Source organism: Leeuwenhoekiella sp. CH_XMU1409-2 (assembly GCF_037029365.1).
Classification (GTDB): Bacteria; Bacteroidota; Bacteroidia; order Flavobacteriales; family Flavobacteriaceae; genus Leeuwenhoekiella; species Leeuwenhoekiella blandensis.
Genome location: NZ_JAYMEI010000003.1, coordinates 212,016 through 226,516 on the forward strand (window position 1 = coordinate 212,016; position 14,501 = coordinate 226,516).

Annotated in this window: 17 protein-coding genes and 1 pseudogene; 2 read left to right on the forward strand and 16 right to left on the reverse strand. The window is 39.0% G+C overall.

Annotated elements, in window-relative coordinates; all coding sequences use genetic code 11:
* Window position 1: 1 nt before the first annotated feature.
* The 3 genes from WA338_RS04380 to WA338_RS04390 all read right to left on the reverse strand — a co-directional run bounded on the left by WA338_RS04380 (window position 2) and on the right by WA338_RS04390 (window position 1,978).
* Entirely contained in the window at window positions 2-262 is a 261-nt protein-coding gene (locus WA338_RS04380; protein ID WP_272986060.1) for a hypothetical protein, read from the reverse strand.
* 182 nt (window positions 263-444) lie between these two features.
* Window positions 445-1,176 carry a GLPGLI family protein gene (locus tag WA338_RS04385; protein WP_272986061.1) on the reverse strand — a complete coding sequence of 244 codons (732 nt, stop codon included), beginning with the start codon at window positions 1,174-1,176 and terminating at the stop codon, window positions 445-447.
* Between the two features lie 79 nt (window positions 1,177-1,255).
* Entirely contained in the window at window positions 1,256-1,978 is a 723-nt protein-coding gene (locus tag WA338_RS04390) for a GLPGLI family protein (protein ID WP_272986062.1), read from the reverse strand.
* Between the two features lie 115 nt (window positions 1,979-2,093).
* On the opposite strand from WA338_RS04390, the gene hflX reads away from it, so the two are divergent.
* Entirely contained in the window at window positions 2,094-3,314 is a 1,221-nt protein-coding gene (hflX, locus tag WA338_RS04395) for a GTPase HflX (RefSeq protein ID WP_009781738.1), read from the forward strand.
* A gap of 169 nt (window positions 3,315-3,483) precedes the next feature.
* Here the strand turns inward: hflX and WA338_RS04400 are convergent, their stop codons facing one another.
* The 11 genes and pseudogenes from WA338_RS04400 to WA338_RS04450 form a co-directional block, all read right to left on the reverse strand.
* Window positions 3,484-4,368 (reverse strand): DUF3078 domain-containing protein, encoded by an 885-nt coding sequence (locus tag WA338_RS04400; protein ID WP_272986063.1) that lies wholly within the window; start codon window positions 4,366-4,368, stop codon window positions 3,484-3,486.
* Window positions 4,369-4,451: 83 nt separating this feature from the next.
* Complete coding sequence (locus WA338_RS04405; RefSeq protein WP_009781740.1) at window positions 4,452-4,961, reverse strand: DUF2480 family protein; 510 nt, start codon at window positions 4,959-4,961, stop codon at window positions 4,452-4,454.
* A 14-nt stretch (window positions 4,962-4,975) separates the two neighbouring features.
* On the reverse strand, window positions 4,976-5,305 hold the full coding sequence (locus tag WA338_RS04410) for a DUF59 domain-containing protein (RefSeq protein WP_009781741.1): 330 nt from the start codon (window positions 5,303-5,305) through the stop codon (window positions 4,976-4,978).
* Between the two features lie 99 nt (window positions 5,306-5,404).
* A complete protein-coding gene (locus WA338_RS04415) occupies window positions 5,405-5,833 on the reverse strand; it encodes a SufE family protein (RefSeq protein ID WP_009781742.1) in 429 nt (142 codons plus the stop codon).
* A gap of 11 nt (window positions 5,834-5,844) precedes the next feature.
* Complete coding sequence (locus WA338_RS04420; RefSeq protein WP_272986064.1) at window positions 5,845-6,240, reverse strand: META domain-containing protein; 396 nt, start codon at window positions 6,238-6,240, stop codon at window positions 5,845-5,847.
* Window positions 6,241-6,305: 65 nt separating this feature from the next.
* Complete coding sequence (locus WA338_RS04425; protein WP_272986065.1) at window positions 6,306-7,544, reverse strand: aminotransferase class V-fold PLP-dependent enzyme; 1,239 nt, start codon at window positions 7,542-7,544, stop codon at window positions 6,306-6,308.
* A 45-nt stretch (window positions 7,545-7,589) separates the two neighbouring features.
* Window positions 7,590-8,903: a Fe-S cluster assembly protein SufD gene (gene sufD, locus WA338_RS04430; RefSeq protein WP_009781745.1), complete on the reverse strand. Its 1,314-nt coding sequence runs from the start codon at window positions 8,901-8,903 to the stop codon at window positions 7,590-7,592.
* A gap of 30 nt (window positions 8,904-8,933) precedes the next feature.
* Window positions 8,934-9,332: pseudogene (locus tag WA338_RS04435) on the reverse strand (four helix bundle protein).
* A 27-nt stretch (window positions 9,333-9,359) separates the two neighbouring features.
* Window positions 9,360-10,112: a Fe-S cluster assembly ATPase SufC gene (gene sufC / locus WA338_RS04440; RefSeq protein WP_272986067.1), complete on the reverse strand. Its 753-nt coding sequence runs from the start codon at window positions 10,110-10,112 to the stop codon at window positions 9,360-9,362.
* A 52-nt stretch (window positions 10,113-10,164) separates the two neighbouring features.
* Window positions 10,165-11,610, reverse strand: a complete 1,446-nt coding sequence (gene sufB, locus WA338_RS04445; RefSeq protein WP_009781748.1) for a Fe-S cluster assembly protein SufB — start codon at window positions 11,608-11,610, stop codon at window positions 10,165-10,167.
* A 43-nt stretch (window positions 11,611-11,653) separates the two neighbouring features.
* Entirely contained in the window at window positions 11,654-11,983 is a 330-nt protein-coding gene (locus tag WA338_RS04450) for a HesB/IscA family protein (RefSeq protein WP_009781749.1), read from the reverse strand.
* A 239-nt stretch (window positions 11,984-12,222) separates the two neighbouring features.
* Here WA338_RS04450 and thiL point away from each other — a divergent pair, with 239 nt between their 5' ends.
* The gene (gene thiL / locus WA338_RS04455; RefSeq protein ID WP_272986069.1) at window positions 12,223-13,275 is read left to right on the forward strand and encodes a thiamine-phosphate kinase; all 1,053 of its coding nucleotides are present in this window, start codon (window positions 12,223-12,225) and stop codon (window positions 13,273-13,275) included.
* Here the strand turns inward: thiL and WA338_RS04460 are convergent, their stop codons facing one another.
* Window positions 13,276-13,521: a hypothetical protein gene (locus WA338_RS04460; protein ID WP_272986070.1), complete on the reverse strand. Its 246-nt coding sequence runs from the start codon at window positions 13,519-13,521 to the stop codon at window positions 13,276-13,278.
* Window positions 13,522-13,720: 199 nt separating this feature from the next.
* Window positions 13,721-14,494 (reverse strand): alpha/beta fold hydrolase, encoded by a 774-nt coding sequence (locus WA338_RS04465; RefSeq protein WP_272986071.1) that lies wholly within the window; start codon window positions 14,492-14,494, stop codon window positions 13,721-13,723.
* Between the last annotated feature and the right edge of the window lie 7 nt (window positions 14,495-14,501).

A 14,501-nucleotide genomic window follows, 5' to 3' on the forward strand; every position in this document is an offset into this window, starting at 1 on the left:
ATTACTGCATTCCATCTGTACAAGTATAAAACCTACTCTCACTTGATAAACAGTAACAACTAGCAAACCAAACATTCATTAAATCTGTAGCTTGATCTTGAGGCAACGTAAATCCTAGAGTAGCTTCAGTCTCTTCTAGATATTCAATAGCTTCATCAAAACAATCAGCAGATAAATATTGCTCTTCAATGTCAAGTTTGTCAAAGCTATTGCCGACTACTGCCAACGTAATTAACCCTAATGTGAATAGTACTTTTTTCATAAAATTTAGATTTTAAAATTGTTAAATGAATAATTTGTTTCGAAACATCATAAAACTATTTAATCAACGGCAATAAGATTAATAAAAACCCTTACTTGTATTACGCTAATTGCATTAGTTAATTCTCTAAGTAACCTTTATACTTTGCGTTAGCCTCTTCTCGTGTTATTGTTGTCATAAAACTATTTATCAGAAGGAGCCCCCATTGCCTGTAGCATTTTCCTTGTAGTACTTCCAAGATCTTTCTGTGCAATAGGAATCCCTTTAACTGGTTTTTCTATTATGATATCGTCTTCTGTACTAAGATTTAATTCTGTTGCGGTCCAGCGTATAGGACCAAGATCTACTTGTAATACTAAGCCCGGAAAACCATCAAAATGAATGGGCCCCAATGCAACAGGTATATCAGGTGTAAACCATACAGAATAGGTATAGCGCGTATCTTTTAAGTCTTTATTCGGAGCTTTATTAATACCCGTAACAATAGCTTGTCTACACTCATAATCACCAATTATTTTAGTTTCATTGGTAATAGTAAACGTAGGATGATCCATTTTTACTAAAAACAATTCGCCTAGTAATTCAGCTTGCCGTATGGTGTAATTACAATCTAAAGATGTATAATACGTTCCATTCCCTCCTCCTGAACGAAACACATAGCTATTAAACCTATTGTCATCACGCTCCATATTATCAATCATACTAAAAAGCGCTTCCTTAGTATTAAATTTAAGTTCATACCGTAGTGCATCATAGGCACTTTTTATCGGTTTATTACTTACAAAAACTATTGTTCCAGTATGCTGCTCCCTAGCCACTGGTTCTTTTTTATAGATCACGCTACCTTGAAGAGCTTGAGCAATGCTCAAGAACGGTAGTACAAGTAGCAGGTAAATACAATGCTTATTTTTCATAGGAAACATCTTTTTAAAACTAAACAATTAGTTGAATTTAGTCAAAAGATTAATATAAAGCACGTTATATCCTAATTTTTTATCCTCTTGATTTTATAAGCTTAAACCTATCAATTATAAACTGATCATATTCTTCTTTAGTGAGCGTTTTTCCTTTTTTAGGGACTTCTATTTCTTTACAACGATCATCAAGTTTGAGCGCCGTAGCGCGAAAGGTATAAATCCCATTTTCAGAAGCCTCAAGCACAAGTCCCGGCAGCTCGTCGACTCCCTGAGGTCCGGCGGGAAAATTAAGTTCTGGAGCAAACCAGGCGACTATACGTTGCTGTCTGGTCGTCAAGTCATTATTTATTTCTTCTTTAAAAGCAATGGCTTTAAAACATGTATAGCCTAAAATATCCTTTTGTTCATCGGTAATTTCCCAAGCTCCAAACCGTTCTTTGGTCAAGCTAATATTTAATGGCTCCCCATAAGAATCGGTTTGCCTAAAGTGAAGGGTATCGTTGCGATAATAAATTCCTCTTCCTCCCGTCAAGGAAGCCGCCTTTCTTATGCTTCCATCATCATCAATCCCGGCGGTATATGCGTAATAATAGGTAGTATTACACGCCTTAAGTTCAAAAGCAATATCGCTTAAAACCGCTTCTTGTCCTTGCAAGATATATCGGGTTTGTGCATTTGTGATCTTAGCGTAATCTATTGGCGTAATGCGCTCAGCCTTATAGGTAACCTCTAGATAGGCTTCGGTTTGTGCCCATAATGTACTTGAAAAAAGACTGAAAATTATTAAAAGTGCTTTCATTTAAATACGTATAGATAATAAAACATAAAAATCATTTGATTTTCAGCATCTTGATTAAAGCTACACAAAATAAATTTAGCTTCTAAATCCGTATCTTTGCAGCTTACTTTTATTTATGATTGAAGAGACTAAAATAGAATATGAAAAAACCGTATTGATCGGTTTAATTACACAGTTTCAGGACGAGGATAAAGCGACGGAATATCTTGACGAACTCGAGTTTCTCGCGTACACCGCAGGTGGTGAAGTGCTCAAACGCTTTACCCAAAAGATGGATACGCCCAATCCCAAAACCTTTATTGGTAGCGGGAAGATGGAAGAAGTGCGTGCGTATGTAGACCAGTATGAAATAGGTACTGCCATTTTTGATGATGAATTGAGCCCTGCGCAACAGAAGAATATTGAAAAGATCTTAAAGTGTAAGGTCATTGACCGAACCAACCTGATCCTTGATATTTTTGCACAACGCGCACAAACGAGTTATGCGCGTACTCAAGTAGAGCTGGCGCAATATGAATATTTACTACCACGCCTTGCCGGGATGTGGACGCACCTTGAGCGTCAACGAGGAGGTATCGGGATGCGCGGACCGGGTGAAACCGAAATTGAAACCGACCGTCGTATCGTGCGTGATCGTATTTCGTTGCTCAAAAAGAAACTTGAAAAGATCGACAAGCAACAAGCCATACAGCGAGGAAACCGCGGGGCTTTGGTGCGTGTCGCTTTGGTAGGATACACCAACGTTGGGAAATCTACATTGATGAACACGATAAGCAAAAGTGAAGTTTTCGCAGAAAACAAGCTTTTTGCTACGTTGGATACTACCGTGAGAAAAGTGGTTATTCGCAACCTTCCGTTTTTATTGAGTGATACCGTAGGATTTATTAGAAAACTGCCTACGCAGCTGGTAGAATCGTTTAAAAGTACCTTAGACGAGGTGCGCGAAGCCGATCTATTACTACACGTTGTTGATATCTCGCACCCACAATTTGAAGATCACATCGCTTCGGTGAACCAAATTATGGATGAGATAGGTGGTTCAGACAAGCCGATGTTGATGGTCTTTAATAAAATAGATCAATACACGCATAAAACCATTGATGAAGATGATCTGGTTACCGAACGTACAGAAGAGCATTTTACTTTAGAAGAATGGGAACGTACCTGGATGTCCCGTGTAGACGGTGATGCGATTTTTATTTCGGCATTGAATAAAGATAATATGGAAGCATTCCGCAAGAAGGTTTATGATCGCGTACGTGAAATTCACATTACGCGTTTCCCTTATAACAATTTCTTATATCCTGAGTACGACGCTTACGGCGAAGAAGAATAGCGCACTTTAGATTTTAATAAATTACCTCAAGGCGAACTCGCGAGATATTGGTTGGAAAAGAATTTTCAATTTCGAGAAAAATCTCAGCGTATTAAAGCCTTTGGCGGTGCCAACAAAAAACCCGATGCTTTCTGCATCGGGTTTTTTGTTATTTAAACTTTCGCTTTGCTTAGAAGGTATACGTAAGTCCGGCGCCCAATACTTCCCGTATTTGAAATGCTCCAACGGCATTATCGTCGTAAATGGCTTGAAAAATAAAGTTGGTCGAGATGAAGTCATTCACTTTCATCACCACATTTCCGGTGTAGTCGATATCTACATTCTGCGGATCTTCAAGATAGTTACTGTATAAATTGAGGTTATTGCTCAAGGTCACATTTTCCATCAGGGTGAATTTTGCAAAAGCATTTACAGAAGCCCCCAATTCAAAACGCGAACTTTTACCGGCATCCACACCAAAATACTTTCCGTCAACATAATCGGCACCGCTGGTAAAGCTTGGATCTACAAAGATAAAACGTGCGGTTGCAGGCGCAATGTTTACTTTAAAATTGTCGTTTTTCTTCCACAACATACCCGGACCAAATTGCAAATAGGCCGGCGAGAAAAAATGCGTTCTTTCAGTTCGTGTGGTATTTCCATCGGCATCTTCCCCATAGGTATATCCTTTTGCAAACTGCGTACGCATATTGGTAAAAAAGGAATAATACCAGTTGCTTTCTTCAATTTGCTTCCCTAAGGTAGACGTAAACTCAAGTCGGTCGTTTGTTTTTCTGGTAAACTCCTGGTCTTTTACTTTGGTCAGACCAAAATCTCCAATGATCTTATTATCCCAGGTAAGATCGCCTTTGCGATAGTTAAAATCATAATTAAGACTGATGTTTCCGCCGTAGTTGGAGGTCCCTCCGCCTTGCCATTCTGCGTTAAACGCAGCTTGATTGAATAATAGAGAAACGTTTCCTTCTTTGGTCCAACCCTCTTTAGGTTCGTCTTCCTGAGCCATTACTACGCCAGTGGTAAGTGCCAGCAAGAATAAAAGACTTCTTTTTTTCATTGTTTGGTTTTAAGTGTTGCAGCAAAGATACCGCACTCAAAAAATATAATCAGGATGCCTATTTAATAAATCTGAAAACTCCCTTAATGCTTCTTTTTCTTGAATAAAGGTACAGACGAGCATGCCTCGCCAAACATCAGACTTTTGACTTCCTTTTGCAGTTTTTGCGTAAGTAAAATATACGCGTTTTGAGGCACCGGTTTATCTGAACAGCCTTTTACGATCACAAATTCATCTTTAAATTCTGAAAGATCCAGCTCTTGAATAATTTCAGCATAAAGAATACTTTCAAGATCGGTAAGTGAACCGATTACCACTTTCTTAGCTACAGGCTCCAAATAGGTCGTTACCAACATAAAAGCCCACGCCGGAACGATCGCATCGGTACTGCAATACAGCGCCACATACGCATCTTCATAAGCTTCCCAATCATATGCTTTTAAGCTTGCTCTAAATTCTTTTTCGCGCAGGAGAAAACCTTCTGTTAACCACTGTGCGATATCTATAGTTTCCCGTCTTCCGGCGGGATATAATTTTTCTAGATCAAAGGTCTTAAGCTTGCTGTTGGCTACCCGGTTAACAATCTCTTCCATAGCACTATTTTAGATTAAAGTAATCCCAGCTCCAGTTTTGCTTCTTCACTCATCAGATCCTGGCTCCACGGCGGGTCAAACGTAATTTCAACCTCACAGTCTTTAACCATATCGATGGTTTTTACCTTCTCCTCAACTTCTACCGGAAGCGTTTCTGCAACGGGACAGTTGGGCGTAGTAAGCGTCATTAAGATCTTAGTCTCATAATCTTCGTTTACAAATACGTCATAAATGAGTCCCAGTTCATAAATATCTACCGGGATTTCCGGATCGTAAATCGTCTTAAGTACGCGAACTACTTTTTCGCCTAACTCTTGTGTATCTATCTCTTTTGTATCGCTCATAATATTAATCTTTAAATCGTTTGTCTAGGGCGCTTGGTATGCCTCTATATCAATAGACTACAGATTCCTGCTGTTAGTGTTAAGCCATTTCTCAATTCATCAGGATTCTGCTTTTGCCTGATAGGCCACTGCATATAATTTTATCTGCTTGATCATACTCACCAAACCATTAGCACGGGTTGGCGACAAATGTTCTTTTAAGCCGATTTTATCAATAAAAGAAGTGTCGGCATCCAGAATAGCTTGCGGCGGTTGATTAGAAAAAGAACGAATCAAGATCGCTATGATCCCTTTTGTAATTATCGCATCACTATCTGCAGTGAATTCAATATTCCCTTCATTAAAATCTGCGTGAACCCAAACTTTACTTTGACAGCCTTTGATGATGTATTCGTCGGTTTTATATTTATCGTCAATGAGTGGTAGTGATTTCCCCAACTCGATCATATATTCATAACGCTGCATCCAGTCGTCAAACATCTCAAATTCTTCAATGATCTCTTGTTGTATTTCTTGAATACTACTCATAGTAGTTTGCTTTATTTTGCTGTTAAAATCAATTCTTCGTCCGCGTTGTAAAGTTCTAATACACTCTTATCAAAGCTAAAGTTACTCGCTTTGAGTAAGGCCTGAAAAAAGTTGTATTCTACAGAAGTTCCTTCGGGACACATCATTTTTGTCGCCATAGCCGGTGAAAACTTAATATTATTTTCACTTACCACATAGGTCGCGCTATAGCTGTTGCACACGCCTTTACCGCTAACCTGACCTTTTTCCGGATCAAAGATCAAGGTGATCTTTTTGTCAGAGACCGTATCGCCTTGAATAGCCTGCACAACGTATTCTCCTTTTGGACCGTTAATTTTCTTATCTGCTGACTTACAAGCATTAAAACTCACAAAGGCCAGTAACAATACGATAGCAAATGTTTTCATAGTTCAGTATTTTAATGTGAAAATACTAGGAATCAATAAAATATGCAGCAGCCTAAAGGTTAAAATTAGCCCAACATGCTTGCTGCCTTTTTTACTGCAGCTACAAAGACATCTATTTCTTCTTTGGTATTGTAAAAAGAGAACGAGGCTCTTACCGTTCCCGGAATTTTATAAAAATCCATTATAGGTTGTGCACAATGATGTCCCGTGCGTACCGCAACCCCCAATTTATCTAAAATAGTCCCGATATCATAAGGGTGAATAGATCCCACATTAAACGAGATCACTGCGGTTTTATCTTTTGATTCCCCGTAAATACGTAAATCTTCTATCTCTAGAAGCTGTTGGGTAGCATAGACGAGCAGCTCGTGCTCATACGCAGCAATAGCATCAAAACCAATCGCATTCATATAATCGATGGCAGCACCAAAGGCAATACCCCCACAGATATTTGGAGTTCCTGCTTCAAATTTATGAGGTAATCCCGCATAGGTCGTTTTTTCAAAAGTAACCTGATCGATCATCTCACCACCTCCTTGATACGGAGGCAATTTTTCTAGCCACGCTTCTTTTCCATAAAGCATTCCCACTCCTGTAGGACCACACATCTTGTGTCCTGAAACCACATAAAAATCAACGTCCAAAGCCTGAACATCTGCCTTGATATGCGGTGAAGCTTGTGCCCCATCTACCAAAACAGCGCCTCCGACTTGGTGGGTTTTTGCAATTATTTCTTCAATAGGGTTTACGGTACCGAGTGCATTACTCACGTGGTTCACAAAAACCAGTTTTGTCTGCGCTGAAAGCAACGCGTCAAAGGCATTCATATCTAATTCCCCGCTGTCAGTCATCGGAATGACTTTAAGCACTGCTCCTGTTTTTTCACAAAGCATTTGCCACGGCACAATATTAGAATGATGCTCTAATGCCGAAACAATGATTTCGTCACCTGCCTTTAAAATTTCAGAAAAACCTGAAGCTACAATATTGATCCCGTGTGTGGTTCCTGAGGTAAAAAGCGTTTGATACGCCTGCGGAATATTGAAATGCTTTTGCAGTTTTATTCTCGCTTGCTCGTAAGCATCTGTTGCTTCTTGCGATAACGCGTGTACACCACGGTGAATGTTGGCATTATAATTTGAATAATAATCCACGATCACATCGATCACCTGTTGCGGCGTTTGTGAAGTAGCTGCATTATCAAAATAAACCAAGGGCTGCCCGTTAACCTTGCGGTTTAGAATAGGAAAATCTTCGCGTATTCTTAAGACATCAAAGGTTGATGTGGTACTAGCAGTAGGCATAGGTACAATTTTTGACGATTTAGTCGCAAGACGAATAGGTCTTGCCTAGAGATCAAAACCAATATTAACGCCAAGTTTTTCGGCGATAAGATTGGTGATACGTGCTTTTAACTGTGGTATTTTTACACTTTCTAAAACATTATTCGCAAACGCATACATCAACAAAGCACGACCTTCTTTTTTACCGATTCCGCGGGTACGCATATAGAATAGAGCATCTTCATCAAGCTGCCCAATGGTACACCCATGAGAACATCTCACATCATCTGCAAAAATCTCAAGCTGCGGTTTAGAATTGATCGAAGCTTTATCACTTACCAAAATATTGTTATTAGACTGGTAGGCATTGATTTTCTGAGCGATATCGTCTACAACCACTTTACCATTGAATACTCCGGTAGCTCTGTCGTCAAAAATCCCTTTGTAGTCTTGGTGACTTTCACAATTAGGCTGTCTGTGATGCACAAGGGTATTGTGATCTACGTGCTGTTTATCTTCAATGATGGTAACCCCTTTTAGAATAGAGTTGATGTGTTCACCATTTTGATAATAATTCAGATTATTACGCGTAAGCTTTCCACCGAAAGAAAAGGTATGAACAGACACCTCACTTGACTCCTGCTGATCGATGTGTGTATTATCGATTAGTGAAGCATTCTCTTTATCGTTCTGAATTTTGTAGTAATCTACACGTGCGTGCTTACCGGCATAAATTTCGGTAACCGAATTGGTAAATACTGCATTTGAACTCAAACTCTGGTGACGCTCTATAACCTGAACTTCTGCATTCTCTTCAGCAACAATTAAGTTACGCGGCTGAAGCATTAAATTTGCTTCGCTTCCGGTAGATAAATGCACGATCTGTATAGGCTTGTTTACTGCGCGACTCTTGGGCACATAGATGTAAGCCCCTTCTTTTGCAAAAGCCGTGTTTAATGCTGTAAGGCTTTCTTTCTTTGCAATTTTATTGAAGTATACATCAATGACCTGCTTAAATTTAGGCTTTGTAAGCGCTGAACTCAACAGACAAACATCAACACCATCGTGTGTAGTTTCTGAAAGGTACGAACTGTACACCCCATCGATAAAAACGATCTTAAAGGTGTCTATATCATTTAGAAAGTATTGCTTTACGTCTTTGAACTCAATAGCATCATCAGCGTGCGATACCAAGCTGTAATCAGGTTTGGTAACGCTGTTTAAAGAAGTGTATTTCCAGTTTTCATCTTTCTTACTTGGGAATCCCTCAGTCTCGAAAACTTTTATGGCTTGATCTTTTATATCAAGAATACTGTTGTCAAATGACGTATTCTCTTGAAAGGTCAAGTATGATGATAATAATTTATCTTTTAAACTCATAATTAAATTTAATATTCAAAGTTTTAGAATTCAAGATTTAGCCTGAAACTTACTTCCTTTGAGTTCTGTTTTGTTCAAATAGTTTATAAAACCAGCTATCTGTTTACTTAATTGTTCGCACTTTGATGTTAGCGCTTCCAATTGAGGCTTGTCGATATAATCCCAGTCATAAATTCTATATACTTGAGATCTAACTTCTCCACAAGAGCCTTTTGCAATTGATAAAAATTGCCTGAATTCTAAATTACCATTGCGTTAAAATCCTTCGGCGATATTATCCATTACGCTTCCAGATGAACTAATAATCTGATCCCTTAATTTAAAATTAGTACAGAGCTCTGTACTTTTTATAATTTCAATGATATCCTGCGCCAAAACTCGTGCATCCAGCCAGATCTGCAAATCTTCAAATCGCTTTATAGATGCCATAATTTTGAATTTTGAAGCTTGAATCTTCTAAGCTGTAAGTTCAGCTTTTACCCAATCGTATCCTTTCTCTTCCAGTTCGAGCGCTAACTCTTTACCTCCGGATTTTACGATTTTTCCGTCTACTAAAACGTGTACAAAGTCTGGGACGATGTATTCTAAAAGACGCTGGTAATGCGTGATTACAATAACCGCATTGTCTTTGCTTCGCAATTTGTTCACACCATTAGAAACGATACGCAATGCATCAATATCCAAACCTGAATCAGTCTCATCAAGAATGGCCAATTTTGGCTCTAACATCGCCATTTGGAAGATCTCATTACGCTTTTTCTCACCACCTGAAAATCCTTCATTAAGTGAACGCGACAAGAACTTACGATCGATCTCTAACAACTCAGACTTCTCACGAATCATCTTAAGCATATCACTGGCCGGCATATCTTCAAGACCTTTAGCTTTACGCGTCTCATTGATCGCCGTTTTGATAAAGTTGGTAACAGAAACACCAGGAATTTCAACAGGATACTGAAACGATAAGAACACGCCTTGGTGTGCACGCTCTTCTGCATCTAATTCTAAGATAGACTCGCCTTCAAAAACGATATCACCACCATTCACTTCATACTCTTCCTTCCCGGCAATTACAGAGGACAACGTACTTTTACCAGAACCGTTAGGTCCCATTATGGCGTGTACTTCACCTGCGTTTACCTTAAGGTCAATACCTTTAAGGATGTCTTTATCTTCTATACCTGCATTAAGATTTTTTATCTCTAACATATTCTCTATTCTTTGGGCAAAATGCCTTTTTCTGATGTTCTTTATTTTGTTTTTATCCTACGGAACCTTCTAATGAAATCTCCAATAATTTTTGTGCTTCTACCGCAAACTCCATCGGAAGTTTGTTCAATACTTCTTTACTGAAACCATTTACGATCAATGCAATTGCTTTTTCGGTATCAATCCCGCGCTGGTTGCAGTAGAAGATCTGATCTTCACCAATTTTACTGGTAGTCGCTTCGTGCTCTACTTTAGCAGATTTGTTCTTGGCTTCGATATACGGGAAGGTATGTGCGCCACACTTATTCCCCATCAAAAGTGAATCACATTGCGAGAAGTTACGTGCATTTTCTGCTCTACCATTAATTTGAACTAAACCGCGATAACTATTTTGCGACTGTCCTGCTGAAATACCTTTTGAAATGATCGTACTCTTTGTATTCTTACCTAAGTGAATCATTTTGGTTCCTGTATCTGCCTGCTGAAAGTTATTAGTCACCGCGATCGAGTAAAACTCTCCGATGGAATTATCACCTTTCAATACACAACTTGGATATTTCCAGGTAACGGCACTACCGGTTTCTACTTGTGTCCAGGAAATCTTGGCGTTTTTCTCACAAAGTCCACGCTTGGTCACAAAGTTGTAAACTCCACCTTTTCCTTCGTCATTACCGGGATACCAGTTTTGAACGGTAGAATATTTGATCTCTGCATCATCAAGAGCGATCAACTCTACCACGGCAGCGTGCAACTGATTCTCATCACGCGAAGGTGCAGTACATCCCTCAAGATAACTCACATAACTACCTTCATCTGCCACAACCAGCGTACGCTCAAATTGACCGGTACCTGCTTGATTGATTCTAAAATAGGTTGAAAGTTCCATCGGGCAACGCACGCCTTTTGGAATGTAACAAAACGAACCGTCACTAAACACTGCGCTATTTAAAGCTGCATAAAAATTGTCGGTTTTAGGTACAACAGTACCGATGTATTTCTTCACCAATTCCGGATGCTCTTTAATCGCTTCAGAAATTGAACAGAAGATAATTCCTTTTTCTGCTAAGGTTTTTTTGAATGTTGTAGTTACCGAAACAGAATCCATAACCACATCTACAGCTACTCCCGCAAGTTTCTTTTGCTCATCAAGAGAAATACCAAGACGTTTAAAAGTATCTAGCAATTCTGGATCAACCTCATCAAGACTATCGTATTTCGGCTTTTTTGAAGGTGCCGAGTAGTACGAGATATTCTGAAAATTAGGTTTTTCATAATGCACATTAGCCCATTCTGGCTCTTCAAGTGTTTGCCAGTGTCTAAACGCTTCAATACGCCATTCGGTCATCCACTCCGGCTCTTCTTTTTTCTTAGAGATCGCGCGAACGATATCTTCGTTAAGCCCCACCGGAAAAGTTTCAGATTCTATATCGGTATAAAAGCCGTACTTATATTCTTTGGTAGCTAATTCTTTTTCTAAATCGTCTTCTGTATATGCCATATACTGTTATCTATGCTGTTTTAAAAAAACAGATTTTATCTTATTACAATGAAAAACTCTCTCCACAACCGCAAGTACGTTGTGCATTGGGATTGTTAAAGACAAAGCCTTTACCATTCAATCCACCACTATACTCCAAGGTTGTTCCTATCAAGTAGAGAAAACTGCGCTTATCTACGATCAACTTAATGTTGTTATCTTCAAAGAGTTTATCTTCTTCAGCGATGCTCTTATCAAACTTCAAATCATAGGATAAGCCGCTACACCCGCCACTCTTCACGCCTACCCTAACATAATCTGTATTAGGATCATAACCATCCTCTGTCATAAGGCTGGCTATCTTCTTTTTTGCGTCTTCACTTACTTTAATCATAATTCAAATTAATTAGTGCAAATATACCATTTAAGTAGGGTTTTACCATACATCCTTACATTAAACTATCTTATCCTTCAATAGGAGAAATATATCAATTTTGAAGCTCCTGCTATAGCTCCCACGCTGCTTACATCGACCTGTTTTTAAGTTAAAAGATCTTCTCCTCATTTTAAACCTGCGCTTTCTGCGTGGTTTCAAGTTATTCCCATTAAATTTGCACTTTAAAACAACTTGTTATGTTTGAAAACAAAGATGAATCGCGCACCTCGCTTGGTGAATTGGGCGAATTTGGACTTATAAATCACCTTACACAAACCTTTAAAATCAAACAATCGAGCACCGTTACCGCCATTGGTGATGATGCCGCTGTGATTGATCCTGACGGAAAACAACTTGTAGTAACCACAGATTTACTTGTTGAAGGGGTGCATTTTGATTTAAGCTTTATGCCACTCAAGCATCTTGGCTACAAAGCTGTAATGGTCAATTTATCTGACGTTTATGCTATGAATGCCGAAGCGACCCAGATCACGGTTTCTATCGCTGTTTCAAACCGATTTCCGCTAGAAGCGCTAGAAGAATTATATGCCGGAATCGAACTGGCTTGTTCTATTTACAATGTAGATCTTATTGGTGGCGACACCACATCAAGCACTACCGGACTTCTTATAAGCGTGACTGCTCTGGGGCAAGCTGAACCTGCTACAATCGTAAAACGCGACGGTGCAAAAGACGGCGACCTTCTTGTGGTTTCTGGAGATTTAGGCGCTTCGTATATGGGACTTCAAGTCTTAGAACGTGAGAAACAGGTGTACAAAGTAAATCCTAACGCACAACCCGATCTTGAACCTTATGCCTATCTCGTAGAACGCCAACTTAAACCTGAAGCGCGTAAAGATATTGTTGAGTTACTGAAAAAGATTGAAGTACAACCTACCTCGATGATTGATATTAGTGACGGACTTTCTTCGGAAATTATTCACCTGTGTAAAAGCTCTAAAACCGGAGTACGCCTTTATGAGGAAAAGATCCCATTGGATCCACAGTTAATTCAAGTATGTGAAGAATTTGAATTAGATAGCACTACAGTAGCGCTAAGCGGTGGTGAAGATTATGAATTGCTGTTCACCATTAAGCAAGAGGATTACGAAAAAATCAAGGACAATCCACATTTAACGGTAATAGGCCATATCACTCCAGAAAATGATGGATTAAATTTAATCACACGCGCCAACACCTCTATCCCTATTGTAGCGCGAGGTTGGAATGCGTTAAAAGATGAAGAATAGTTAAGCCGATTGACGTCTGGCCGACTTGAAGATGTAAAACTTTTCCATCACTTCATTGATGCGACGCAGTTTTGGAGTTAATGGCGCAAGTTGACCATATTCATCTTCAGTAAATTGTTTTTTACAATGCGTGCACTCATACTCCTTTTGATTTGTTTGATAATGGCGTAATACGGAGTAGGTGTGTCCAAAAATTTTGCATTGCATTCTTTTAAGTGGATTTTTAGTAGGGTTCTGTAAACTCATTTTAAGGGAATTTTATGAAGTTAGGCTGACGAATTTAACAAAAAAAAACGTTAAAAAGCATTTTTTAGACGCCAAAAAACACTATGACAAAAATCCACTGAAAGAATTATACTATTCTAAATATTTCTATGATTTTTTAAGAAATATTCGATTTTAAGCGTTTTTAAATCAAAACCTTACAATCCTTTATTCTTGGTTTTCACTCGCAAAACACCTGAAGCGAAGACAAAACACCCTCAAAATTTTCAATATGAAGCATATGACCTCCTTTTAAAACTTCAATTTTTATCGATTCTGATTCTAATTCCGCTCTTAAGCCTTGTGCATCGATCAACGTGTCCTGAGCTCCTAAAAGCATCCATTTTTGAAACGACGCTTCCCTCCAAATTGCGGTCGCATCAAAACGCAGCATCATCCCTTTTTGCGCTTCAACATATCCTTCAAGCGGCGTTTTTAAAGCTTCTTGTTTTGTGTGCGCAATAACTTCAGCTAAATCCTTCCGTAATTCTTTTGAAAAAAGATTAGCGACCGACATAGATACCAAAGCTTCATAATTCTTTTCAGCCACTTGAATCCCGTGCTTTCGAAGCGCTACGCGTTCTTGCGTATCCGCTTTGGGTGTAGAATTTAATAAGCAAATTCCGTTGACGTACTGCGTATATAGCTTGGCAAACGCAAGTGCTACATAACCACCCATAGAATGGCCAACTAACGAAACTTCGTTCAAATGATGTTCCTGCACAATCTTAAATACTTGCTGCGCCATCCTATCCATCGTATTACTTCCTTCTAAAACCGGACTTTGACCGTGGCCGGGTAAATCAACGACAAACACGTGATTGCGTGTACTTAAATGCGCAATAAAGGGTTCCCACATGGTTCGGTTTTCCAAAAATCCGTGTAATAAAAACAAAGGTTTCCCTTTGCCAAACTCCTCATAAAATAAGGTTTGTTCTTCTGTAGATGGTCTCATTTTAGCT